Genomic DNA, 23,626 nt, shown 5'->3' with positions numbered 1-23,626 from the left:
GATGGAACATTATATCAGCCTGTTTGTACGCGCGGTGTTCGTTGAGAACATGGCGTTGGCGTTCTTCCTGGGGATGTGTACCTTCCTGGCGGTGTCGAAAAAGGTGTCGACCGCCTTTGGTCTGGGTATCGCGGTAACGCTGGTGCTCGGGATCTCCGTACCGGTGAACAATCTGGTCTACAACCTGATCCTGCGCGATGGCGCGCTGGTGGAAGGCGTTGATCTGAGCTTCCTTAACTTCATTACCTTTATCGGCGTGATTGCGGCGTTGGTGCAGATTCTTGAGATGATCCTCGATCGCTTCTTCCCGTCGCTGTACAACGCACTCGGCATTTTCCTGCCATTGATCACCGTGAACTGCGCCATCTTTGGCGGCGTGTCCTTCATGGTGCAACGTGACTACAACTTCGTCGAATCGGTGGTGTATGGCTTCGGCTCCGGCACCGGCTGGATGTTGGCGATTGTCGCGATGGCGGGGATCCGCGAAAAACTCAAGTATGCCAATGTCCCCGCAGGGTTGCGTGGCCTGGGCATTACCTTTATCACCACCGGGCTGATGGCGTTGGGCTTTATGTCCTTCTCCGGTGTTCAGTTGTAAAGGCGGGAAGAATTTATGGAAATTATTTTAGGCGTCGCGATGTTTACCGGCATCGTTATGGTGCTGGTGCTGCTCATCCTGTTTGCCAAATCCAAGCTGGTGAACACCGGTGACATTGCAGTGGAAGTGAACGGCGATCTGGACAAAAGCTTTACCGCTCCGGCGGGTGACAAGCTGCTGAATATGCTCTCCAGCCAGGGGATCTTCGTTTCGTCCGCCTGCGGCGGCGGCGGTTCCTGCGGCCAGTGTCGGGTGGTGATCAAAGAGGGCGGCGGCGATATCCTGCCGACCGAGCTGTCGCACATCAACAAGCGTGAAGCGAAAGAGGGCTGTCGCTTGGCTTGCCAGGTGAACGTGAAGCAGAACCTGAAAATCGAACTGCCGGAAGAAATTTTTGGCGTGAAGAAGTGGGAATGCGAGGTTATCTCCAATGATAACAAAGCCACTTTTATCAAAGAGCTGAAGCTGAAAATCCCTGATGGGGAAGATGTGCCGTTCCGCGCCGGTGGTTTTATCCAGATCGAAGCGCCGGCACATGACATCAGCTATGCCGATTTTGACGTGCCGGACGAGTACCGTGGCGACTGGGACAAGTTCAACCTGTTCCGCTACCGCTCAGTGGTGAATGAAACCACGGTGCGCGCCTACTCGATGGCCAACTACCCGGACGAGAAGGGCATCATCATGCTCAACGTGCGTATCGCTACGCCGCCACCGCGTGATCCGGACGTGCCACCGGGCATTATGTCTTCTTATATCTGGTCGTTGAAAGCCGGTGACAAGGTGACTATCTCCGGGCCGTTCGGCGAGTTCTTCGCCAAGGAAACCGACGCGGAAATGATCTTCATCGGCGGCGGTGCTGGTATGGCACCGATGCGTTCACATATCTTTGACCAGCTCAACCGCCTGAAGTCGAAGCGAAAAATCACCTTCTGGTACGGCGCGCGTTCACTGCGTGAAATGTTCTACGAGGAAGATTTCAACCAACTGCAGGCAGAGAACGAGAACTTCACCTGGCATGTGGCGCTTTCCGATCCGCAGCCTGAGGATAACTGGACGGGTTACACCGGCTTTATCCATAATGTTCTGCTGGAGAACTATCTGCGTAACCACCCGGCGCCGGAAGACTGCGAATTCTACATGTGTGGTCCGCCAATGATGAACGCCGCGGTGATCAAGATGTTGAAAGATCTGGGCGTCGAAGACGAAAATATCATGCTTGATGACTTTGGTGGCTAAATGCGTGCAGGGGCAATGAAGGGGTTAGTGACCACGGTGGCGCTCAGCGCTACCCTGTTATTGACCGGCTGCGGACCGGAGCAGGTGAATCTCGATGGCAAAACCATGGGGACCTCTTATTCGATCCGCTATGTCACCGGGGACGACACGCCGTCTGCCACAAAAATGCAGGCGGAGATCGACAAGCGTCTGGAATTGGTGAACGACCAAATGTCCACCTACCGGCCGGGCTCTGAACTGAGCCGCTTCAACGCCAGCCGCGCAGTGGATAAACCCTTCCCGGTATCGGCAGCGACCACCGAGGTGGTGCTGGAGGCATTGCGTATCAACCGCGTCACCGACGGTGCGCTGGATGTGACCGTCGGGCCGTTGGTTAATCTGTGGGGCTTTGGCCCGGAAGGGCGACCGGACAAGGTACCGAGTGCCGCCGAGCTGGAGCAACGCCGCGCCTGGACCGGGATCGACAAGCTGTCGGTACAGGGCAACGCATTGGTGAAGAGCATTCCTGAGCTGTATGTCGATCTTTCCTCGATCGCCAAGGGCTATGGGGTGGATGTGATTGCCCAGTATCTGCAATCGCAGCAGGTTAAGAACTACATGGTGGATATTGGCGGTGAAGTACGTACTCGTGGCCATAACGGTGAGAAAAAACCGTGGCGTATCGCCATTGAACGGCCAACCGCCGGCATGGAGCAGAAGGCACAGTTGGTGATCCAGCCGGGCGAGATGTCGATCGCCACTTCGGGGGATTACCGTAACTACTTCGAGCAGGGCGGTGTGCGTTATTCGCATACCATAGATCCAGTCACCGGCAAGCCGATCCACCACCATCTGGTCTCGGTCACGGTGCTGAGCCCGACCTGTATGGCTGCCGACGGCCTGTCGACCGGGCTGAACGTACTGGGGCCGGAACGCGGCATGGCGCTGGCAAACCTGATGGGGATCCCGGTGTTCATGATTGTGAAAACCGCTAAAGGTTTTGAAGAACGTTACTCCGAGGCGTTCAAACCCTATTTGAATAAGAGCTGATGAGGTCGCTATGTTGACGGTATTTGTCGCCAGCTTCGTGTTGTTTCTGCTGATTGTCGGCGGGATGTCGTTGGGTTACGTGTTCAAGCGTAAAAGCCTGCAGGGCAGTTGCGGCGGCATTACGGCGCTTGGGATGGATAAAGTCTGCGACTGTCCTGAACCCTGTGATGCCCGTAAAAAGCGTTTGGAAAAAGAGGCGCTGCGCCAGCAGCAGTTGGAAAAACACCGGATCATCTGAATAACAGGGGCGCATGCAGCGCCCCTTTTTACATCAGTTATTTGGCCTTAACGAAGCTCTTCGCTTCGGCCGGTGAGTTAACCATAACTCCGTCTACGCCTAGCGCCAGCGCCTGCTGGTATTCCGCCGGTGAGTTGATGCCGAACAGGATGATGTGCGCCGGTCCTTGTGAACGGAAGCAGTCGATCGATTCTTTATCCCAGGTCAGAAACGCCTTGGAGCGCCCTTCGCCCAGCGTAAATTTCTCCACCACTTCCACTTCACGTTTCAGTTCCAGCCCGTACCAGCGCGGTTGCTGATTGTCTGGCTTCAGCTCACACAGGTGTGACAGGCTGATATTCGCCAACAGGTTGCGGGTTTCATCGCGAGTCTCAAAACGTTTAATCGCTGGTGGCAGCGCCTGCAGATATTTGGCATCGGTGGAGTACACGCGGGTGCGGTTCAGGCTGTGGGTTTTTTCCAGCGTTGCCAGCAGGGCTTTGCCGAACTGGGCCGGGTCAGCGTCCGGTGATTTGATATCCAGATAGAAATTGACCTTGGGGAAGGCGTTGAGGATCTCATCCAGCCGGGGAATACCAATGCCCTTACCGCGGAACGGATGAGTTTCCTCTTTGGCAAATGACCAACCAACGTCAACTTTTGCCAGTTGCGCGGCGGTAAAGGCAGAGACCAGCCCCTGCTGATTGGTCAACGCCTTTAGATCCGAAGGACGGTACAACACAATCACCCCGTCTTTGGATTCCTGCAGGGTGATCCAAATGGCATCGGCACCGTTTTTCAGTGCGGTTTCAATGGCGACGCGGGTATTTTCAGGGGCGTCGGCCGTACCACCACGGTGAGCGATAATGGCGGGGGCGGCGGTAACGGCAAGGGATATCAGGGATAAGGCTGAAGCTAATAAATAGCCCGATAATGTTTTCATGTAGAGCACCATCCTGTGCGTAGCGTTATTGTTATCAGTAAGCGAGCGGTTAATTTGCCACAGCGTACTATTGAAAAATTACGCTTTTTTAACAAGTCGAAGATAATTGGGTGAAACCCTGTTTTCTCCGAGTGGAGCCGAGGCTTGAGCTTTCCATTATTGCCTGTATACTTATACAGTGTTGTTGGAGGCGAGATGCGTAAAATCATTCATGTCGATATGGACTGCTTCTTCGCGGCGGTAGAAATGCGCGACGATCCCAGCCTGCGCGATATTCCGTTGGCGATCGGCGGCAGTGCCGACCGGCGTGGGGTGATCAGCACCGCCAACTATCCTGCCCGTCGCTATGGCGTGCACAGTGCGATGTCGACGGCGATGGCGCTCAAGCTTTGCCCACACCTGAAACTGCTGCCCGGTCGCATGGCGGCGTATAAAGAAGCCTCTCAGCATATCCGCGAAATCTTTGCCCGTTACACCCCGTTGATTGAGCCGCTGTCACTGGATGAAGCCTATCTGGACGTGACCGACTGCAGCCAGTGCAACGGATCGGCGACCCTGATCGCCGAACAAATTCGCCAGACTATCTCCGATGAACTCAACCTCACTGCCTCTGCCGGTATCGCGCCGATCAAATTCCTCGCCAAGATTGCCTCAGAGCTGAATAAACCGAACGGACAATACGTCATCACGCCGGCGCAGGTGCCGGCGTTTTTACAGCAGTTGCCGCTGAGTAAAATTCCCGGCGTGGGCAAAGTGACGGCCAAACGGCTGGAGGACGTGGGGCTGATCACCTGTGCCGACGTGCAGCAGTATGACCTGGTGGCACTGTTAAAGCGCTTCGGCAAATTCGGCCGGGTCCTGTGGGAGCGTTGTCAGGGGATCGATCTGCGCGAGGTCTCGCCAGAGCGGCTGCGTAAGTCGGTGGGAGTGGAACGCACGCTGGCGGAAGACATTCATGACTGGGAAGACTGTGAAACACTGATTGTCGACAAGCTTTATCCCGAGCTGGAACTGCGATTGCGAAAGGTGAAACCGGACCTGCACATCGCCCGACAAGGGGTAAAATTCAAGTTTCAGGATTTCCAGCAAACCACCCAGGAACACGTCTGGCCGGTACTGAATAAAGACGATTTGATCAACGTGGCGCGGCAGGTCTGGCGTGAGCGGCGTGAAGGACGCGGGGTGCGACTGGTCGGGTTGCACGTGACGCTGCTGGATCCGCAGTTGGAGCGGCAACTGTTACTGCCGTGGGAATAACAAGGGCGCAATTCAGGTTTGCGCCCTTGGTTTAATCGCTCGGTTATTGTCGGGGTTTAGTAGGCCGAACCCATAACATTACGCGCGCTCTGGGATGGCCTTTAGCAGTGCGGTCAGCAACTTCCAGTACAGACCCACGCTTTCGATATGCACCTGCTCATCCGGCGAGTGTGGCCCGGTGATGGTTGGCCCAATCGACACCATATCCATATTCGGGTACGGCTTTTTGAACAGGCCGCATTCCAGACCGGCGTGGATCACCATGATGTTCGGCGTCTTGTTGAACAGGTCCTGATAGATCTCGCGCACCAGATGCATGACCGGTGAGTCTGCGTCCGGCTGCCAGCCTGGGTAGCCGCCTTTTGGCGCGACTTTGGCGTTGGCCAACTGGCCCAGTGCGGTCAGCATGCCAACCACGTAGTCTTTACCGCTGTCGATCAGCGAGCGGATCAGGCAGATGATTTCTGCTTCGCTGTCGCTGGTGGTAACCACGCCCACGTTCAGTGAGGTTTCCACCACGCCTTTCACCGCGTCGCTCATGCGGATCACACCGTTTGGCGTACCGTTCAGCAGCGCCACAAAACGCTGTTGGCTGTCAGCAGTCATCGCCTGAGAGGTGCTGGTGACAGGCTCCAGCAGCACGGTGATGTTCTTCTCTTTGGCCGCCAGTTCGTTTTGCAGGGTCGCCAGGAACGCCTGGCTCAGCGTTTTCAGCGCATCGGCTTTCTCGGCCGGTACGGCAACCACCGCAGAGGCCTCACGCGGGATAGCATTACGCAGCGTGCCGCCGTTCAGGTCCAGCAGGCGCAGGTTCAGCTCAGCGCTATGATCGAACAGGAAGCGTGCCAGCAGTTTGTTGGCATTGCCCAGCCCGACGTGGATATCAGCGCCAGAGTGGCCGCCTTTCAGGCCTTTGAGCGTCAGTTTCAGGGTTTGATAACCGGCAGGCACGGCTTCTCGCTGCAACGGCAGGGTGGTGATGAAATCGATACCCCCGGCGCAACCCATGTAGATCTCGCCTTCCTCTTCGGAGTCGGTGTTGATCAGGATATCCGCCTGCAGCCAGTTCGCCTGCAGGCCGAATGCGCCGTCCATGCCCGCTTCTTCGGTCATGGTCAGCAGCACTTCCAGTGGACCGTGCTCGACGCTGTCGTCGGCCAACACTGCCAGCGCGGAAGCCATACCGATACCGTTGTCGGCACCCAGCGTGGTACCACGGGCCTTGATCCACTCGCCGTCAATGTACGGCAGGATCGGATCCTTGGCGAAGTCGTGCACGGTGTCGTTATTTTTCTGCGGCACCATATCCAGGTGCGCCTGCAGGGCGACTGGCTTGCGGTTTTCCATGCCTTTGGTGGCAGGTTTACGCAGCAGGATGTTGCCTACAAGGTCACGCTCGGCGTGCAGGTGTTTCTCTTTGGCCCACTCGAGGATGTGCTGTGCCAGCGCTTCTTCATGATATGAAGGATGCGGAATAGAGCAGATTTTGGCAAAAATATCCCACAGCGGCTGTGGCGAAAGTTGAGACAATTCAGACACTATAAGTCTCCTGTAACAGCATTCTCGGCAGTGCGGGAATGCCGCTCGGTTAGGGTTAGGGGCATCTGTGCTTCGTGGCACGATCTCCAGAGAATATCACTTTCTTCCGGGCGGTGCCCGTGCCGTATTGCGCTGTTTAAGCGCTTGATCACACTAGTTTGATGCGTAATTGCTCATTTATGCAGCATCAATCACCAGACGAAATACTTATGATTTCCAAGGTACAACTGGTATTTGGTGCGTCCAGTCTTTATAATCTCGCGCAACCTTTTTTCCCCTGATTACTGAGTAAGCCGCACCACTGCTGGCTGGGACACCATTCTATGAGCGAAAAATACGTTGTTACCTGGGACATGCTGCAAATGCAAGCGCGCAAACTGGCTCACCGCCTGCTGCCTGTTGAACAATGGACTGGCATTATTGCCGTAAGCCGCGGCGGTCTGGTACCGGCAGCGTTACTGGCGCGTGAGCTGGGTATTCGCCATGTAGATACCGTCTGCATCTCCAGCTATGACCATGACAACCAACGCGAAATGAAAGTGCTCAAGCGCGCCGAAGGCGACGGTGAAGGCTTTATCGTGATCGACGATCTGGTGGATACCGGCGGCACCGCGAAAGCGATCCGCGATATGTACCCGAAGGCGCATTTCGTCACCATTTTTGCCAAGCCGGCAGGTCGTCCGCTGGTTGATGACTATGTGGTTGATATCCCACAGGATACCTGGATCGAGCAGCCATGGGACATGGCGGTGACCTTCGTGCCACCGATTGGCGGCCGTTAAGCGAGCCACGCTGATTCATTAAAGCGCCCGGTTCTGCCGGGCGTTTGCGTTATTTTGCTTTATCGCTCCAGAGTTAGGTACACTACCTCCAGTTGATTAGGCTGTTTGCGGCCTATTACCAGATTTACGGAGGCTGTTGTTACCATGGCACAAGCCAACCTTTCTGAAATCCTGTTCAAACCCTCATTTAAACACCCTGAGACCTCAACTCTGGTACTGCGCGCGCGCAATAAAGTCAGCGCCGATCTGCATTCCACTCTGGAAGGCAATACCGTCAGCAATTGGTACCGCATGCTCAACCCGCTGTTGTGGGCCTGGCGCGGTGTTGATCCGATCGAAATCAACGAAGTGCTGGCACGCATCGCGGTCGCGGATGTGGAACACACCAACGACAAATGGCTGGATACCGTGATCGGTTACCGTAACGGCAACTGGATCTACGAGTGGGTGCATCAGGGCATGCTCTGGCAACAGCGTGCGCTGGAACAACAGGATCCGCTGATTGGCGGCCAGTACTGGCTCAACGCCGCCAACTTTTACAGCATTGCCGGCTACCCGCACCTGAAGGGCGACGAGTTGGCCGAGCAGGCGGAGTCGTTGTCCAACCGGGCTTACGAAGAGGCCGCGCTGTTATTGCCGTACCAGTTGAAAGAGCTGGAATTCCGCATTGAAGGCGGCAGCAGCATTACCGGCTTCCTGCATTTGCCGGAGAAGGGCGAAGCGCCGTTCCCGACGGTCTTTATGTGCGGCAGCCTGGATACCCTGCAGACCGACTATCACCGCCTGTTCCGCGATTATCTGGCGCCACAGGGCATCGCCATGCTGACCATTGATATGCCTTCCATCGGTTCTTCTTATAAGTGGAAGCTGACCCAAGATTCCAGCTTCCTGCATCAGCAGGTGCTGACCCAATTAGCCTCAGTGCCGTGGATTGACCATCAGCGCGTCACCGCGTTTGGCTTCCGCTTTGGTGCCAATGTGGCCGTCCGGTTAGCCTATCTGGAACCACAGCGGCTGCGTGGCGTGGCCTGCCTGGGACCGGTGGTGCATCGCCTGTTGTGCGACATCAACACCCAGAAGAACGTGCCGGACATGTATATGGACGTGCTGGCCAGCCGGATGGGCATGGCCAACGCTTCGGACCATGTGCTGAAGGTCGAGCTAAACAGCTATTCGTTGAAAAATCAGGGGCTGTTGGGCCGCCGCTGCCCGACGCCGATGCTGGCCGGTTACTGGGATCAGGATCCGCTCAGCCCGAAAGAAGAGGCGCAGTTGATCGCTTCATCCTCGATGGACGGCAAATTGATCGCCATACCGCGCAAGCCGGTGTACAGCAGTTTTCACAAGGCGCTGCAGCAAATGTCTCATTGGATGAAAGATAAAATGCGTTAAATAGTTGCTAAATTTTAACAATTTGTTAAAAAGAGTGGTCTACATTGAGGAGCTTAAGAATGACGTTACCGAGTGGTCACCCTAAAAGCCGACTAATGAAACGTTTCGCCAGCTTGGGGCCGTATCTGCGTGAAGGGCAATGTGAGAACGACCGTTTTTTCTTTGATTGTTTAGCCGTCTGCGTCAATGTTAAGCCTGCTCCAGAGCTGCGAGAGTTTTGGGGGGGGTGGATCGAACTGCATGCTGAAGATACGCGTTTCACCTACGCCTATCAGTTTGGCCTGTTTGATAAGAAAGGGCAGTGGACGCCGGAAAAGATTAAGGATACTGAAGTAAAAACCAAGCTGGAAACTACCCTGCGTGATTTCCATCGTCGTCTGGGCGAGCTGCTGACCACCATGGAGCTGACGCTTGAACCGGCTCCTGATTTCAAAGAAAAATTGATTAAACTTTCCGCCTGACCCCGTTTGACCGCAAGTATTCTGCTGATTTCGCGTTGTGCCTGTTGGCATAACGCGTCTCTCCTGTTACAAAGTCCTTTGCATTATTCTTCTCATCTTACACGGCAGAAACACTATGAACGGCAGCCAGACACTGGTTGTGAAATTGGGCACCAGCGTGTTGACCGGCGGATCGCTGCGTCTTAACCGTGCCCATATTGTCGAACTGGTTCGCCAGTGCGCACAACAGCATGCAGCGGGTCACCGCATCGTTATCGTCACCTCTGGCGCGATTGCCGCCGGGCGCGAGCATTTGGGCTACCCCGAACTCCCCGCCACCATCGCCTCCAAGCAGTTGCTGGCGGCGGTCGGGCAGAGCCGGTTGATCCAACTGTGGGAGCAACTGTTCTCCATTTATGGCATTCACGTCGGGCAGATGTTGCTGACGCGCGCCGATCTGGAAGACCGCGAACGCTTCCTCAACGCGCGTGACACCATGACGGCGTTGCTGGACAACCGTATCGTGCCGGTAATCAATGAGAACGACGCGGTAGCGACCGCAGAAATCAAGGTGGGCGACAACGACAACCTGTCGGCATTGGCGGCGATCCTGGCCGGGGCCGATAAACTGTTGTTGCTGACCGATCAGCAGGGGCTGTACACCGCCGACCCACGCAATAACCCGCAGGCAGAGCTGATCCGTGAAGTGCACGGCATCGACGACGCCTTGCGCGCCATCGCCGGCGACAGCGTTTCCGGTTTGGGTACCGGTGGCATGGGCACCAAGCTGCAAGCTGCCGACGTGGCCTGCCGCGCCGGTATCGACGTGATCATCGCCGCCGGCAGCAAGCCGGGCGTAGTGAGTGACGTGATTGAAGGCAAACCGGTGGGCACCCGTTTCCACGCGTTGGAAACCCCATTGGAAAACCGCAAACGCTGGATCTTCGGCGCACCACCGGCCGGTGAGATCACCGTCGACGACGGTGCGGTCGACGCCATTATGGCGCGCGGCAGCTCACTGCTGCCGAAGGGCATCCGCGAGGTCAAAGGCGATTTTTCCCGTGGCGAAGTGATCCGCATCCGCAACCTGACGGGGCGCGATCTGGCGCACGGCGTCAGCCGTTATAACAGCGATGCGATGCGCATGATTGCCGGTCACCACTCGCAGGAAATCAGCGAAATTCTCGGTTATGAATACGGCCCGGTGGCAGTTCACCGCGACGATATGATTGTCAGCTAAGGAGTGAGCATGCTGGAGCAGATGGGGAAGGCCGCCAAGCAGGCCTCCTGGCAACTGGCGGTGCTGAGCACGGCGAAGAAAAACCAGGTGCTGTCGGTGATTGCCGACAGACTGGAAGCCGAAAGCGAAGTGATTTTACAGGCTAACGAACAGGACATGGAACAGGCACGCGCCAGCGGGATGACCGAAGCGCTGCTCGATCGCCTGTTGCTGACCCCGGCACGTCTGGCGGCGATCGCCAACGACGTGCGTCAGGTATGCCGCCTGAACGACCCGGTCGGCCACGTATTGGACGGCAGCCTGCTGGACAGCGGGTTGAAGCTGGAACGCCGTCGGGTACCGCTCGGGGTGATTGGCGTGATTTATGAAGCACGGCCGAACGTCACCATCGACGTAGCCAGCCTGTGCCTGAAAACCGGCAACGCGGTGATCCTGCGTGGCGGTAAAGAAACCCACCACACCAACCAGGCGACAGTTAAAGTGATCCAGCAGGCGCTGGAACAGTGCGGCCTGCCGGCGGCAGCGGTACAGGCGATTGAAAGCCCGGATCGCGCCTTGGTGAATGAACTGCTGCGCCTGGATCGCTACGTCGACATGCTGATCCCACGCGGCGGCGCCGGCCTGCACAAGCTGTGCCGCGAACAGTCAACCATCCCGGTGATCACCGGCGGTATCGGCGTTTGCCACACCTATGTAGATGACAGCGTTGATTTCGACAAAGCGCTGACGGTGATCGAAAACGCCAAAATCCAACGCCCAAGCGCCTGTAACTCGTTGGAGACGCTGCTGGTGAACCGCAATATCGCTGCAGAGTTTTTGCCAGCACTGAGCAGCAGAATGGCGGCGGTCGGCGTCACCCTGCACGCAGCGGAGAACGCCATGCCACTGCTGCAAGACGGCCCGGCAACGGTGGTGGCGGTCGCGGCGGAAGATTACGACGATGAATGGCTGTCGTTGGATTTGAACGTGGCGCTGGTGGATGACATTGATCAGGCCATCGACCATATCCGCACCCACGGCACCAGCCACTCCGACGCGATCCTCACTCGTTCACTGAGCAGCGCCGAGCACTTTGTGCGTGCGGTGGACTCCAGCGCGGTGTACGTCAACGCCAGCACCCGCTTCACCGACGGCGGCCAGTTCGGCCTTGGCGCAGAAGTGGCCGTCAGCACCCAGAAACTGCACGCCCGCGGCCCAATGGGCCTGGACGCACTGACCACCTACAAGTGGATCGGCTACGGTGATGATTTGGTTCGTAACTAAGGTTTAGTTCGGTGTTTAGATATAGGGGCGCAGTTCATTTGGACTGTGCCCTTTTTGTATTTGAGGGGATCGTAGCGTTGCTGGCCTAAGCGGAACCTTATCTGACAGTCGGCTTTGTGCCAAGAACAAACGTTGGTCACATCATTGCCCATCAATCAATTGACAGTTATTAACTTTATATATCTGTAAGATACAGACGGTGGGTAACTTTATCGACATCTACTAGCGGAATAAAGCCAGCACGTTCATAGAAGATGAATGCTGATTGAGGCGCGTTAGTGTTGATAAAATCAAACCAGCGGCCAGAACCCTCCAGTATTGCCCTGAGCAAAGCAATGGCAACTTGCCTTCTTCTCCATTCAATTCCTACATAGAGATGACGGAGTCGTCCAGTCCGAACTGAAGGCGTGTAGGGGTCTTGGTTTAATCCACACACGCCAATGAGTAGCCCGTCGGCATAAAAACCTAACAGGTTCTCACCTGCCTTATCAAAGCGGTTTTGCCCGTTCAGCCAGTTTTCTTCCAGTCTGTGTAGCATGTTAAATCCAGCAGCCATGCTCTCTGCTTTTAACGCAAAAAAGCCTTTGTTATCCGGGGTAATGCTCTCGATAAGAATATTCATGAGTAGTCCCTTTGCATTTAAAGTATTAAGTATCCCGAATAGCTGACTGTGCGCCAGGAGCGGCAGTTAGATCCGATAAATGCAATCAGTACAATGACTTTGAGAAACAGACGGCTTCTTCTCTGCCTATGTATGGGCCATAATTATCAATACGAACATATCCATTTTTCTCGTAAAAATTGACAGCCCGGAGGTTGATATGTCGGGTTTCCAGCTTAAGTTCTCGATATCCCATTTGCTTTGCAGAGGTTTCCAGAAAAGTAAGTAATGCACTACCCACGCCTGGCTCGCTTCGGTCCGAAAACATTCTTTTAAGCTCAGCTATGTTTTGTGTTAATGGGCGGATTGCACCGCATCCTATCGCGTCGCCATGTGCATTTTTTGCCAATACCCATAATGCTTTGTCATTGTTCATAGTTTCAACGGTGAAGTTGGTTTTGCCATTCTCGCCAGTAATAGCGGCAAGTTCAGCTGACAGCATTTCGATTAAGCGATGGGATTCTGAAGAAAATGGATCTGATTTCTCTAATGTTATCATGGTTATATCCTGCAAAGGGAGTTTAACCAGAATAAAGTATGCTGCCTGAAAAATCACCATATTGGAACAGATAATGGGACAACCCTGATCCTTGGCTTTATCGGGGATGCAATGTCCGCTCCTCGCTCATAGCTGCCGAAGTCTTCAATGGGAGTTCCAGTCCAACTATAGGGCAGGATCGTCTAGCGACACAGAGTCAGTCACCAATGGACCGGAAGTGCCTAATTTACCCATGGCGATTCGATACGCATTGATATTGGTTCTATTTACGAATTCGTAATGCAAAGGTCGGCGGTTAGATTTTTATCTAACACAATGGCGCAACCCGCCCACCAATCATTCCCAGCACAGCCCCGGCATCAACCCCAAGCAACCGAGCGTTCAAAGCAAACTCCACCACATCGAGTTTGCGCTCGCCGTTCTCAACCTTGGCGATAAACGACTGCGAGCATCCCGAAGTATTTTTATAACTAATTGATACTCGGTTGAATAAACTGAAGTCATGGCGATTCCCGCGAGTGATATCCCAAAATCGAATATCTGCCATTATCCCCAAACGGGATTGTTAAGCAATCAGTTAACCCGGTGGACGTTATCGTTTTATTAGACAAGGGGCCATGGCAGTAAAAACCACCAAAGCCCCCAGTATTACCCAATTTATATGCCCGCTACTTCTTAACCATAAGCTGTTTGCGTTCCTCTTTACTCATCGCCTTGTCTGAGCTGGAAATAACGCAGTTATATTCTTTACCTTTATTAATAATCATAAAGGTGCTGACCGGGTTTTTAAAATCCTTGTCGATGGTGAAATAAACATAGTCTTGCGGTAACACATTGGGTTTAAAGGCACCAAAGGCATAAACCCCTTCGATGCCGAGTGGGGATAAATCAACCGTCAACTCTAGCGGTTGGGTAGCCATCGGGGAGGGCAGCATCGATTTCGCCGACATCATCATCGAGCTGGTGTTAACGGTGTATTCGCTGGTGACTTTCATCCCGACATACTTGGACGTCGGCATAGAAAGCTCTTTCATACAGGCGGCATCGTGCTGGGGCGCGGGGCTGCCATTTTCTTGCACGGCATGTACGTGCTCCAGGGTAACCGTCTCTTTGCCGGTCACCGGTTGTTTGCTATCTGCTGCGTGCGCCATGCCCGCTATTGCGAGGGCGGCAACGGTAGGTAAAATAACGCCAGTTATTATTTTCATTACTTTGCTCCTGACTTTTATGTTTGGAAAAGTAATATTAACTTTCCCGTGTGTGTAGCCGATGGAATTTAATTAATGAAATCATGGGTGCACCGCATCGCCTTGTGTTTCCACAGGGCATGACACAGCTCTCCTGAAAAATAACTGGCGTTTTTAAGATAAATATAATGAGTGGTTAATAATATTGGTTGCGGATCTTCGTCAGCCCGTGGGCTTATAATTTGTATGAATAACCTTAGTCAATAAACGGAATAGATACAACTCGCCGGATGCAAATTTATTTTCAATCGCCATAAACTATAAAAACAATAAGCCAATGGATTATATCTATTGGCTTATATATACATGCTTATTATTACACTGTGGGTATTGTCACCTATAGCTAAGGCTTTTTCAGCCATGGCAGCATACGCACCAGCGCATTGTCCTTAACGAGGTAGTGATGGAACAGCGCCGCTGCGGCATGCAGCCCAATAAGCCAATAGCCGAAGGCTGCCAGCGTCTTGTGCCAGCCGATAATCATCCGCGCCTGTGGCCGGTCGGCGACTTCGGCAAAGGGCATCGGCAGCCCAAACAGAAACCACTCTTTTCCGCCCAGATAGCGGGAATAAACCCCCAGCACCGGTAGCGTCAGCAGCAACAGATAAATCAGGCTGTGCACCAGATGGGCAGCGCCGGTTTGCCATTTAGCCGGTTTCGGGTTGATGGCAGGGCTGGTGTGGCGCCAGCGCAGCAACAGACGGGCGATCATCAATACAAATACCGTCACCCCACAGCTGAAGTGGGTCACCACCAGCACGTACCACAGCGGAGTGCCCGGTACGCTAAAGCCTCTCAGCTCAATCGTCGTACAGGTCACGATCAACAAGATCGCCACCAGCCAGTGCAGGCGGATCTGCATCGGCATATAAGAGTTCTGCACCGGTTTGCCTTCGAATGTTAAATCACAGTGCTGATGAGAGTAACCAAATGTTACAGATGAGGAAAGCGCCGGATGTGAATATCATCCGGCGCTGGCTGCGACTCAGTCGACCTTGGCTTTGGCGAAGTCACTGCCGTTAACGTCAACCACATAGCCACTGACGTTGCTGCGGGTGGCGTAGAACACCTTGCCGTTAGCCAATGGCAGCAGTGGCACCTGTTTGGCAAAAATCACCTGCGCCTGCTGGTAAAGCTTGGCGCGTTCGGCCGGGGCGCTGACCGAAATTGCCTGATGGATCAGCTTGTCATAGCTGCTGTCGCACCAACGGGCCACGTTGGCACCGGTCTGTACGCCAGCGCAGTTGAGCAGCGTGGCGAAGTTGTCCGGGTCGCCGTTATCCGACATCCAGCCGTACAACGCGCTCTGCTGTTCCCCTTTGCGCAGCCCGGCCAGGTATTGGCCCCATTCCCAGGTGACGATTTTGGCCTTCACGCCCACTTTCGCCCAGTCGCTCTGGACCATCTCGGCGATGCGTCGTGAATTAGGGTTATAAGGCCGCGCCACTGGCATTGACCAGATGTCGGTCTCAAAGCCTTTTTCCAGCCCGGCCTGTTTCAGCAGTTCACGCGCTTTGTCCGGGTTGTAAGCGTATTCCGGCAGCTTGTCGTTGTAGCCCAGCATGCCCGGCGGCAGTATCGAGTTAGCCGTGGTGCCACTTTCTTTAAACACCGCCGCGACGATGGCCTTTTTGTCCACCGCGTAGCTCAGCGCCTGGCGCACCAGCACGTTATCAAACGGCTTCTTCTGGGTGTTGAACGCCAGATAGCCGACGTTCAGGCCGTTGATATCGTGCAGCTGCAGGTTTTTGTCGCTCTTGATGGCGTCAAACTGTTCCGCCAGCGGGGCAGGGATGATCTGGCACTCGTTGGTTTTCAGCTTCGCCAGCCGGGTTTGCGGGTTAGGTGTAATGGAAAAGATCAGGTGCTTGCTGGCCACTTCGCCCTGCCAGTAATGCGGGTTGGCGATGTAGCGGATCAGTGAATCCTGTTTGTACTGTTGCAGCGCGAACGGACCGGTACCGATAGGCCAATTGTCGACATACTCTGGCGTGCCTTTTTTCAGCATGGCATCGGCATATTCGGCGGACAGGATCGAAGCGAAGTCCATGGTCCAGTCTGCCAGAAACGCGGCGTTAGGTTGGCTGAGGGTAAAGCGCACGTGGTCGTTATCGACCGCTTCCACCTTGGTGATCAGTTTGTCCAGCCCGGTGTCGGTAAAGTACTCGTAGTTGCCGCCGGACACCTTGTGATACGGATTATTGGCATCTTTTTGACGCATCACGGTGAACACCACGTCCTCGGCGTTAAAGTCACGTGTTGGGGTGAAGTACTTGTTGCTGTTGAATTTCACGCCCTTGCGCAGCGTAAAGGTGTAGGTCTTGCCGTCCGGGCTGATGGTCCACTCGGTCGCCAGTGAGGGAGCGGGGGTTTTATCGCTTTCACGCAGCGTCAACAGGCGGTTATACAGCACCTGCGAGGTGGCAATAAAGGTGGTACCGGAGCTTGAAAGCTGCGGGTTGAAAGACTCCGGTGAGGCCACGGTGCAGTAGACCAGGGTATCGCTGGCGGCCAGGGCATTGCCCGCCGTCAACAGGCCGGTTCCCGCTAATAACAGACCCACAGTGCTTGGTTTTAAACGCATAAAATGGATGGCTCCCTCAGGTTGATTGAGGACACTGCCGCCGCTGTGGCATTCAGGCAGCCCTCAAATTAAATATAAGTGATTGATAGCAGATATGGGAACTGGGGGATGAGAGTTCTCTCCCGATCTGCCGCTTCGTCATGCTCCGGTTAGTCAAGCCAGTTTGCGGTTTGAACAGGTTGTTCTATATTCATGAAAATGATAATAAGTGTTATTATCATTTTCATTTGTAACTGAATCGAAACATCTTCCGTGCTGCGGTTGCTCAGTCAAGTGGCCCACGCCGTCTCTTTTTAACCTGTACCAGGGAGGTCAGGCACGCCAACCACAATAAGAGGGATCACGCCGGGCAGCCCGCGAGCTGGCCGTCCAGCCGTGTCCGGCATTCACCCCGTTTTGGCCGCTATCAGATGCACTTTGCGGCGGTGGGGTTTTAGCTTCTGTTGTTTCAACATTTGTTTATGGCTTATCAAAGGTAGGTAACATGTTGGGAACTGTTTTGGCTACTGAATGGCTGCCGCTAACACCGGCGCAGTTAGACTTCTGGGAAGAATTTACTCTGCACCCTGAGCAGCCGTTTTCCACCGTCGCCCACGTCACTGAATTACGCGGTGCAGTGGACGAGGCAGCGCTGTCTCGTGCAATTACGCTCACCATGGCGGAAACGCAGGCGTTTGCACTGCGCTTTGGTGCCGACGCGGAGGCGCACCCACCGCTCCAGCGTTACGATCCTCAGTGGGTGCCCGAGTTGCATCGCATTGATCTGCAAGCACAGGCCGATCCTTATCAGGCCGCGATGCGGCTGATGCAGGCGGATGTCGAACAGCCGATGGACTTGTGCAGTCAACCAGTAGCCGCGGTGTGGTTGCTCAAACTGGGGCCAGCGCGCTTTATCTGGTATCTGCGTGCTCACCATATTGTGATTGATGGGTTCGGGATGGCGCTGGTCGAACACCGCTGTGCCACGCTATACGCGCACTTCCTTGGCAGCGGCACGGCGGGGCAGGCGCTGGGCTCCTTCAGCGCTTTCCAGCATCATGAACTGGCCTATGCTGCTTCTGAACGCTGCTCAAAGGATCGGCATTTTTGGCAGCGCTATCTGCCGCCGTCGCAAACCTTGCCGACGGTGCGCAAGGGCGGTCGGGAATACGGCGTGAAATGCCTGAGCACCAGCACGGCACTGCCGGAAGAGATCTCGCAGCGGCTGCGTGAGCTGTCGGAGCGTAGCGGTATCGGCTGGCCCGATCTGCTGTTGGCGCTGTCCGCCGCCTGGCTGTTCTTTACCTTACCGCCGTTGCCGCATGATAAAGGCGATACGCGCACCCTATGGATGCCGGTGATGAATCGCCGCAGCAGCCAGGCGACCAATACTCCGGCGCTGGCGGTGAATACCTTGCCGCTGTTGGTATCACTGCGCCCGGAAGAAACGCTGGGGCGTTTTCTCTCTGAGATGGCACAAACACTGCGCGAGCTGCGCAGCCATGCTGCTTATCGGCTGCGGCAGATAGCCGCCGATCGTGGTGTGACGCCTGCTTCTCGTTTATTTATCTCCCCGTTTATTAACGTCCAGCCGTTTGATCCGGCTGGTTTCAGCGGTTGCACCAGCACGCGTCGGGTATTGGCCGGTGGTTCTGGCGACGGCGCAAACCTGACCTTTCGTGGCCGCACCGATGCCGGCGATCTGTATCTGGACATTGATGTCTACGTGCAACAGTTCCCTACGGCAGGGGTTGCCGACTACGGCAATGCCTTGCAGGAATTTTTACTGCGTGCGTTGCGGGAAGAGGCGTTGGAAACGGCGGTCGGTGAACTGGTGGCGGTGCCGGCCTGATGGCGATCCGGTAGGGGGCGAACACGTTCGACCCGATTTACCCTTGGGTGATGTGAGAGGGCGCAGCATGCAGCGCCCCTACGTTTAAACAGTGTTAACGCGCCAGCAGCGCTGCAACCTCCCGGGCATTTTTACAGGGGATCAGCAGTGTGGGCGGCAGACGGGTGCCGAAGGCCTCATTGAGCTGCGCAGCCACCTGTCGAATGTGCGGCAGTTTCAGCCCCATGCTGATAAAGGCAGTTTCTTCCCCCCACTCCGGGCGCGGCGTTGTGCCGATCGCCTGCCAATAGATAGCCAAAATCTTGCCGCTGTTCGCCGGTGGTGCACTTGGCAACGGTGCTGCACAGGCGTTGAGTCCCGGCGCTGCCCGATCGGTGCTGAAAGCGGCACGGATGCGGTGGCGGTCTGTCTTGCCATTGCCCGAAAGCGGCAGCGCTTCGGCGTGGATAAAGCGCGTCGGGATATGAGTGCAAGGCAAGTAGCCGGTTGAGAAGGCGCGGATCGCCGCCAGTGACAGCGGTTTACCGTCGTGGGTAAGGTACATCGCCCCCAGCGTGGCCTCGGCATTATCACCCCCAGGGTAATCCACCACCACGATATCGAGGATCGCCTCGTGTCCTCGCAGAACATCTTCAATCTCCGGCAGCGAAACGCGCACACCACGGATTTTCACGTAGCCGTTCACCCGGCTGGCGAACAGAATGTTGCCGTCCGGACGATAGTAACCCTGGTCACCGGTACGGAAGGTGCGCAGCGGTTGCCCATCGGGGCCGTCCAGCGTGACGAAATCATGCTGTTTTAAATCGCCGTCTTCCAGATAACCCAATGCCAGATTCACCCCTGCAGTGTGGATGCGGCCAACCACGCCGACCGGGCAGTGGCTGCCGTCGTCATGGCAAATAAAGTATTGGTTGGCCGGCAGTGGCTGACCATAGGGCACGGTTCCGGTGTCCTGCGGCGCAATCGGGTGCCAGATACTCCAGATGGTGGTTTCGGTTGGGCCGCCAAGCGAGAACAGGCTGATATCCGGACGCAGGCGGCGTAGTTGCTGCACCGTGGCCGGTTTGATGTAGTCGCCGCCCTGAGCCACCAACCGCAGTGAGCGCAGGCTGTCGTCGGTTTTGCAGGTGAGCAGCATCTCCAGAATGGCGGGAACCGAACACCACAGGCTAACTCGATGGCGCTCCACCAACTGGTTCCAGCTGATGGCGTCTTTTTCCTGATGCGGTGCCGGTAACACCAGTGTCGCACCGGCGCTGAGCGAGCCGAACAGATCAAACATCGACATGTCATGGTGCGGCGGGGTGACCGAGATCATCACGTCATCGGCGGTGACTGCCCAGCGTTGCAGAGTCTGGCCGATAACGTTAGCGGTGGCGCGGTTGTTGAGTACCACGCATTTTGGCTTGCCGGTGGTGCCGGAGGTATACAGGTAATAGCTGGCCTCGGTACTGGCGCTGCGATCGGCCAGCGTCTGGCTGTCCGGGAGTGCCGCATTGCCCGCCGTTGGGACGAGCAGTTCCGCAGGCGTGACCCCGTGCGGCGTATCCAACTCGCCGTGATGCACCACCAGATCCGGCCGACAGTTGGTCAACAGATAAGCGGTGCGCTCCGGCGGCGAGTTGATGTCGATCGGCACCCAGATAACGCCCAACAGCGCACAGGCTAAGGAGATAGTGACATGTTCCGGGCTGCGCGCCAGATACAGCGCCAGCACGCTGCCGGGCCCCAGACCGCGCTGCTGCAGATTGGCCATTACCGTGCCGACCTGTTGACCAAGCTGCGGATAAGTCAGGCTCTGCTGATCGCAGATTAACGCCGGTCGTGGCTGTGGATCGTTAAACAACCGCTCAGCCAGTTGCGTCAGGTACGGATAGGCGGTAAATGCCGCCTCGCTGTGGTTATGCCGGTAGTGCTGGTAATCGATAAATTGCGCCGGAGCAATTTCCAACTCGCCCTCTTGGCACATCAGCGTCACCCGGCGTTGCAGCGCGTCCAGCATCGCCTGCACCTGTTCGCCATCCAGCGCCTGCTCGGCGTAGTCAACGCACAGCAGCAAATTCTTGTCGGCATCCTGCGTCAGCCGAATATCGATCGCCACCTGCGGCGTCTGGGTCACGCCGTCATGGTAATGCACCGACGCATCGGCCGGCAGCGTCTCCCAGCCCAGGCAGTTGGTAAGGATCACCGGTAGCGCAGGGGATCCCTGGCTGTGATTCAGCAACTGTCGCGCCAGATCAATGCCGGAAAATTTCAGGTGATCGAGCGCGCCCAACACATCGTCTTGCAGCGCCTGCGCGCGGCTGACAAAGGTGCCGCCCAGGCGGCTATAGCGCACTGCCACAAAGGTGGAGGCGTTACTGAGTGAGCCATCCGCCGCCGGAAATGCCACGGGTACGCCGACGCAAAGCTCGCCGTCGGTGGTCCATTGCGCCAGCGTATCGAGGATCAACGCCGAAAGGCTGCTGTTGCGCAGCAGGGCATGGGCAGAACCCAGGCGTGAAAACTGTTTCAGCACTTCGCGCGGCAGGGTCAGGTTGGCGCGACGGTAGCGCGAAGATTTGATGTTGGCCAGCGGAGTGAGCCATGGCAAGGCCGACGGGGTGGTGATGCCCTGTAGCTTGGCCTGCCAATAGGCGGCATCGGCCTGGCGTTGTGCCGCCGTGGCAGCGACCGGTGGGCTTGACGGGGCGATTGGCGGCAGTGGGACATCGTCAAACAGCCGGGCGATCACGGTGGAGATGCCCTGACCGTCGAGGATCAGCGCGTCGAAGCTGGTGAAAATCACGGTGTCGTAGTTATTGCCCGTTACATCCGGCGTTACAGGTAACTGAATGGCGGCAATGCGCCACAGCGGCTGTGCGGGATCGTGGCGCTGGTGCGAATACTGTTCTCGCAGGATCGTCAGACGTTGTTGCGCGGCCTGAGGATCGAGTGCCCGCAGATCGTGCCGATCCAGATTCAGCGTGGCTTCTGATCGTACCCGCTGAGTAAAACGCTGGGGATCGATGCAGGTGCGAAGCGCTGCGTAGTGTTGCACCAGTTCGCTCAGTCGGGCTTCCAGCCGGGCCAAATCCAGCTTCAGACCGCGATATTCGCGAAAATCGTGCATTGCCACGCCGCCGAGCGGCCATTGTTCGCTGCGGCCGAGCAGATAAGCCTGCTGCAGTGCGGTTAATGGTGTCTCCATGGTATTTCCCTATTGTCGCTAACCAACGAAAAAGAAAGCAGGGCGCATGAGGTTACGCGCCCGGAACCGATATCAGGCTTTGGGGGCCAGTACCTTCAACAGCATTTGCACCGCCTCGTCGGCGTGGGGTGCCCGCTCACAGATCAGGGCGGCAAGGGCGGCCGGGGTAGGGTGAGTTGCCACGTCTGCCGGGGTCAGCGCCACCGGCAGATATTTGTTAACCACCTCCAGCAAGGCCAGCAGACCGGCCTGCGGCAGTTGCAGGGTGTTGATGTCATCGTCGTCGCCCAACCTGGCATCCGGCACGACACGCGCCAGCAACCGGTGCAGCAATTGACGCACCGGTATTTGGCGGGCCAACGCGGCTGCGGAGCATGGTTCCAGCCACTGTGCCAGCGGCTGCCTGAAGCTGTCAGGCCGGTTGGCGGCCCGTTTCAGCAAGGCGCCGTAGGTGGCGAACAACTGTGACAGCAGCCGATCTGGAAAGGCGTCCAGGCGCACGTCCCAGTTGATCAAAATGCCGCCGTTGGCGTGTGCCACCTGAGCATCCAGCGCCACCTGTGGCCCCTGGGATATCACCCATTCCAGCGGGCCAAAGGTGTGGGTGACGTTGTCGGAGAACAGCGCCTTACCGTGGATGCCGAAACCGGCGGTAAACACCACCGGTGAAGGCTGAATGCTGCCCTGCAGGCGCGACAAATCGCGCATCACGCTGACGCCCGGATAGTCGGCATGGGTAATCAACTCCGCCAGTTGCGCCATCAGGCGTTGGCAGAAGGCAGGCAGGTTTTCAGCAGGATCCAGCTCCACGCCGAGCAGCACCAAATTGGAGAAGTCGCCAATGATATTGCCGACGTTCTCCTCGGCCCGATGGAATAACGGCACGTTTAGCCGAAAACGCGACAGGTTCCAGCCGTGGCCGACGGTGACGGCGAACAGCGCTAAAAACAACGATGAAAGCGTGATGCGGTGCGCTTTGGCCGCATCTTCCAGTGCTTTGGTTTCTTTGGCGTTTAGTTGCAGCGCCAGCCGATCGCTACGGCAGCGGTCCGGCGTTCGCAACAGGTGCGGGGCGGGTGGCAATTGAGCCAGGCGTTCCCGCCACCAACCCTGAGCGTGGGTGCGGCGTACTTGCAGCGCCGTATCGGCATGCTGTCGGTCGAGGTAGTCAAAGTAGGCCACGCCGTTGTCGTTGGGGGCGGCGGGACACTGATGATAAAAGCGCGCCAAATCTTCCATTAGCACACGGAAACCCATGGCATCTCCGGCGATCATGTCCAGATCGACATGCAACCGGCTGTGGCCACCCGGCAACAGACTGAGGCTGATATCACAGGGGATACCCTGTTCCAGCGGCAACTTTTGGCTGCTTTTTGCCAGACGTTTTTCGGCAAGCCGGTGGGTGACATCGACAGTATTCGCCTGGCTAAAATCGTCCAACTGCAGGCCATGCTGCGGGCCGCAGGGGGCGATGGTCTGCTGGCCGTCGACGGTGATCTGCAGGCGCAGCATCGGGTGATGCTGGTAAAGAGTGGCAACGGCCTGTCTCAGTCGTTCGACGTCCAGGTCGCAGCAGTTAAATTCCGCATACAGGTGGGCGGACACGCCCCCCAGCGGCGCTTCGGATTGCCGGCCCACCCAGTAGGCGGCCTGCATCGTGGTCAACGCTTTCATT

The 23,626-nt window shown here is 56.3% G+C and carries 20 protein-coding genes and 1 pseudogene; 11 read left to right on the top strand and 10 right to left on the bottom strand.

What is annotated here, in order from left to right:
* Position 1: 1 nt before the first annotated feature.
* From nqrE to nqrM, 4 genes are read left to right on the top strand one after another with little or no spacing between them, the layout of a single operon-like run.
* Positions 2-598: an NADH:ubiquinone reductase (Na(+)-transporting) subunit E gene (gene nqrE, locus F8R23_RS13105; RefSeq protein ID WP_085115343.1), complete on the top strand. Its 597-nt coding sequence runs from the start codon at positions 2-4 to the stop codon at positions 596-598.
* A gap of 15 nt (positions 599-613) precedes the next feature.
* Positions 614-1,837: an NADH:ubiquinone reductase (Na(+)-transporting) subunit F gene (gene nqrF, locus F8R23_RS13100; RefSeq protein WP_112347795.1), complete on the top strand. Its 1,224-nt coding sequence runs from the start codon at positions 614-616 to the stop codon at positions 1,835-1,837.
* Positions 1,838-2,866 (top strand): FAD:protein FMN transferase, encoded by a 1,029-nt coding sequence (locus F8R23_RS13095; protein WP_129936057.1) that lies wholly within the window; start codon positions 1,838-1,840, stop codon positions 2,864-2,866.
* Between the two features lie 10 nt (positions 2,867-2,876).
* Positions 2,877-3,104, top strand: coding sequence for a (Na+)-NQR maturation NqrM (gene nqrM / locus F8R23_RS13090; RefSeq protein ID WP_012005403.1), 228 nt, complete (start codon positions 2,877-2,879; stop codon positions 3,102-3,104).
* Between the two features lie 37 nt (positions 3,105-3,141).
* On the opposite strand, the gene F8R23_RS13085 is transcribed toward nqrM, so the two are convergent.
* Positions 3,142-4,026: a glycerophosphodiester phosphodiesterase family protein gene (locus tag F8R23_RS13085; protein ID WP_129936056.1), complete on the bottom strand. Its 885-nt coding sequence runs from the start codon at positions 4,024-4,026 to the stop codon at positions 3,142-3,144.
* A gap of 195 nt (positions 4,027-4,221) precedes the next feature.
* On the opposite strand from F8R23_RS13085, the gene dinB reads away from it, so the two are divergent.
* Positions 4,222-5,283, top strand: a complete 1,062-nt coding sequence (gene dinB, locus F8R23_RS13080; protein WP_112347791.1) for a DNA polymerase IV — start codon at positions 4,222-4,224, stop codon at positions 5,281-5,283.
* Between the two features lie 78 nt (positions 5,284-5,361).
* Here the strand turns inward: dinB and pepD are convergent, their stop codons facing one another.
* Entirely contained in the window at positions 5,362-6,822 is a 1,461-nt protein-coding gene (pepD, locus tag F8R23_RS13075; protein WP_151415700.1) for a beta-Ala-His dipeptidase, read from the bottom strand.
* Positions 6,823-7,145: 323 nt separating this feature from the next.
* On the opposite strand from pepD, the gene gpt reads away from it, so the two are divergent.
* The 5 genes from gpt to proA all read left to right on the top strand — a co-directional run bounded on the left by gpt (position 7,146) and on the right by proA (position 11,939).
* Positions 7,146-7,604, top strand: a complete 459-nt coding sequence (gene gpt / locus F8R23_RS13070) for a xanthine phosphoribosyltransferase (protein WP_112347789.1) — start codon at positions 7,146-7,148, stop codon at positions 7,602-7,604.
* A 144-nt stretch (positions 7,605-7,748) separates the two neighbouring features.
* On the top strand, positions 7,749-8,996 hold the full coding sequence (gene frsA, locus F8R23_RS13065; RefSeq protein ID WP_129936054.1) for an esterase FrsA: 1,248 nt from the start codon (positions 7,749-7,751) through the stop codon (positions 8,994-8,996).
* A 59-nt stretch (positions 8,997-9,055) separates the two neighbouring features.
* Positions 9,056-9,457, top strand: coding sequence for a sigma factor-binding protein Crl (gene crl / locus F8R23_RS13060; protein WP_151415699.1), 402 nt, complete (start codon positions 9,056-9,058; stop codon positions 9,455-9,457).
* A 115-nt stretch (positions 9,458-9,572) separates the two neighbouring features.
* Positions 9,573-10,676 carry a glutamate 5-kinase gene (gene proB, locus F8R23_RS13055; protein ID WP_085115352.1) on the top strand — a complete coding sequence of 368 codons (1,104 nt, stop codon included), beginning with the start codon at positions 9,573-9,575 and terminating at the stop codon, positions 10,674-10,676.
* A 9-nt stretch (positions 10,677-10,685) separates the two neighbouring features.
* Entirely contained in the window at positions 10,686-11,939 is a 1,254-nt protein-coding gene (gene proA / locus F8R23_RS13050) for a glutamate-5-semialdehyde dehydrogenase (RefSeq protein WP_170287989.1), read from the top strand.
* Between the two features lie 175 nt (positions 11,940-12,114).
* On the opposite strand, the gene F8R23_RS13045 is transcribed toward proA, so the two are convergent.
* The 6 genes and pseudogenes from F8R23_RS13045 to F8R23_RS13020 all read right to left on the bottom strand — a co-directional run bounded on the left by F8R23_RS13045 (position 12,115) and on the right by F8R23_RS13020 (position 16,930).
* Entirely contained in the window at positions 12,115-12,561 is a 447-nt protein-coding gene (locus tag F8R23_RS13045; protein ID WP_112348985.1) for a GNAT family N-acetyltransferase, read from the bottom strand.
* A gap of 85 nt (positions 12,562-12,646) precedes the next feature.
* Entirely contained in the window at positions 12,647-13,099 is a 453-nt protein-coding gene (locus tag F8R23_RS13040) for a GNAT family N-acetyltransferase (protein ID WP_151415697.1), read from the bottom strand.
* Positions 13,100-13,406: 307 nt separating this feature from the next.
* A pseudogene (locus tag F8R23_RS13035) lies at positions 13,407-13,603 on the bottom strand (helix-turn-helix domain-containing protein).
* A gap of 164 nt (positions 13,604-13,767) precedes the next feature.
* The gene (locus F8R23_RS13030; protein WP_151415696.1) at positions 13,768-14,307 is read right to left on the bottom strand and encodes a hypothetical protein; all 540 of its coding nucleotides are present in this window, start codon (positions 14,305-14,307) and stop codon (positions 13,768-13,770) included.
* Between the two features lie 382 nt (positions 14,308-14,689).
* Positions 14,690-15,214, bottom strand: coding sequence for a cytochrome b561 (gene cybB / locus F8R23_RS13025; protein ID WP_129936122.1), 525 nt, complete (start codon positions 15,212-15,214; stop codon positions 14,690-14,692).
* A gap of 117 nt (positions 15,215-15,331) precedes the next feature.
* The gene (locus F8R23_RS13020; protein WP_151415695.1) at positions 15,332-16,930 is read right to left on the bottom strand and encodes an ABC transporter substrate-binding protein; all 1,599 of its coding nucleotides are present in this window, start codon (positions 16,928-16,930) and stop codon (positions 15,332-15,334) included.
* A gap of 484 nt (positions 16,931-17,414) precedes the next feature.
* Between F8R23_RS13020 and F8R23_RS13015 the strand changes: the two genes are divergently transcribed.
* A complete protein-coding gene (locus F8R23_RS13015) occupies positions 17,415-18,761 on the top strand; it encodes a condensation domain-containing protein (RefSeq protein WP_151415694.1) in 1,347 nt (448 codons plus the stop codon).
* A 94-nt stretch (positions 18,762-18,855) separates the two neighbouring features.
* On the opposite strand, the gene F8R23_RS13010 is transcribed toward F8R23_RS13015, so the two are convergent.
* Positions 18,856-21,951 (bottom strand): amino acid adenylation domain-containing protein, encoded by a 3,096-nt coding sequence (locus F8R23_RS13010; protein WP_129939053.1) that lies wholly within the window; start codon positions 21,949-21,951, stop codon positions 18,856-18,858.
* Positions 21,952-22,023: 72 nt separating this feature from the next.
* The gene (locus tag F8R23_RS13005; RefSeq protein WP_151415693.1) at positions 22,024-23,625 is read right to left on the bottom strand and encodes a condensation domain-containing protein; all 1,602 of its coding nucleotides are present in this window, start codon (positions 23,623-23,625) and stop codon (positions 22,024-22,026) included.
* Between the last annotated feature and the right edge of the window lies 1 nt (position 23,626).

Origin of the sequence: Serratia proteamaculans (assembly GCF_008830365.1) — a bacterium.
GTDB classification, from domain to species: Bacteria; Pseudomonadota; Gammaproteobacteria; order Enterobacterales; family Enterobacteriaceae; genus Serratia; species Serratia proteamaculans.
This window is presented reverse-complemented; position numbering and strand designations above follow the sequence as displayed.

Coding starts and splice junctions, on each gene's coding strand:
- nqrE (WP_085115343.1), top strand. CDS start 2: ATGGAACATTATATCAGCCTGTTTGTACGCGCGGTGTTCGTTGAGAAC.
- nqrF (WP_112347795.1), top strand. CDS start 614: ATGGAAATTATTTTAGGCGTCGCGATGTTTACCGGCATCGTTATGGTG.
- F8R23_RS13095 (WP_129936057.1), top strand. CDS start 1,838: ATGCGTGCAGGGGCAATGAAGGGGTTAGTGACCACGGTGGCGCTCAGC.
- nqrM (WP_012005403.1), top strand. CDS start 2,877: ATGTTGACGGTATTTGTCGCCAGCTTCGTGTTGTTTCTGCTGATTGTC.
- F8R23_RS13085 (WP_129936056.1), bottom strand. CDS start 4,026: ATGAAAACATTATCGGGCTATTTATTAGCTTCAGCCTTATCCCTGATA.
- dinB (WP_112347791.1), top strand. CDS start 4,222: ATGCGTAAAATCATTCATGTCGATATGGACTGCTTCTTCGCGGCGGTA.
- gpt (WP_112347789.1), top strand. CDS start 7,146: ATGAGCGAAAAATACGTTGTTACCTGGGACATGCTGCAAATGCAAGCG.
- frsA (WP_129936054.1), top strand. CDS start 7,749: ATGGCACAAGCCAACCTTTCTGAAATCCTGTTCAAACCCTCATTTAAA.
- crl (WP_151415699.1), top strand. CDS start 9,056: ATGACGTTACCGAGTGGTCACCCTAAAAGCCGACTAATGAAACGTTTC.
- proB (WP_085115352.1), top strand. CDS start 9,573: ATGAACGGCAGCCAGACACTGGTTGTGAAATTGGGCACCAGCGTGTTG.
- proA (WP_170287989.1), top strand. CDS start 10,686: ATGCTGGAGCAGATGGGGAAGGCCGCCAAGCAGGCCTCCTGGCAACTG.
- F8R23_RS13045 (WP_112348985.1), bottom strand. CDS start 12,561: ATGAATATTCTTATCGAGAGCATTACCCCGGATAACAAAGGCTTTTTT.
- F8R23_RS13040 (WP_151415697.1), bottom strand. CDS start 13,099: ATGATAACATTAGAGAAATCAGATCCATTTTCTTCAGAATCCCATCGC.
- F8R23_RS13030 (WP_151415696.1), bottom strand. CDS start 14,307: ATGAAAATAATAACTGGCGTTATTTTACCTACCGTTGCCGCCCTCGCA.
- cybB (WP_129936122.1), bottom strand. CDS start 15,214: ATGCCGATGCAGATCCGCCTGCACTGGCTGGTGGCGATCTTGTTGATC.
- F8R23_RS13020 (WP_151415695.1), bottom strand. CDS start 16,930: ATGCGTTTAAAACCAAGCACTGTGGGTCTGTTATTAGCGGGAACCGGC.
- F8R23_RS13015 (WP_151415694.1), top strand. CDS start 17,415: ATGTTGGGAACTGTTTTGGCTACTGAATGGCTGCCGCTAACACCGGCG.
- F8R23_RS13010 (WP_129939053.1), bottom strand. CDS start 21,951: ATGGAGACACCATTAACCGCACTGCAGCAGGCTTATCTGCTCGGCCGC.
- F8R23_RS13005 (WP_151415693.1), bottom strand. CDS start 23,625: ATGAAAGCGTTGACCACGATGCAGGCCGCCTACTGGGTGGGCCGGCAA.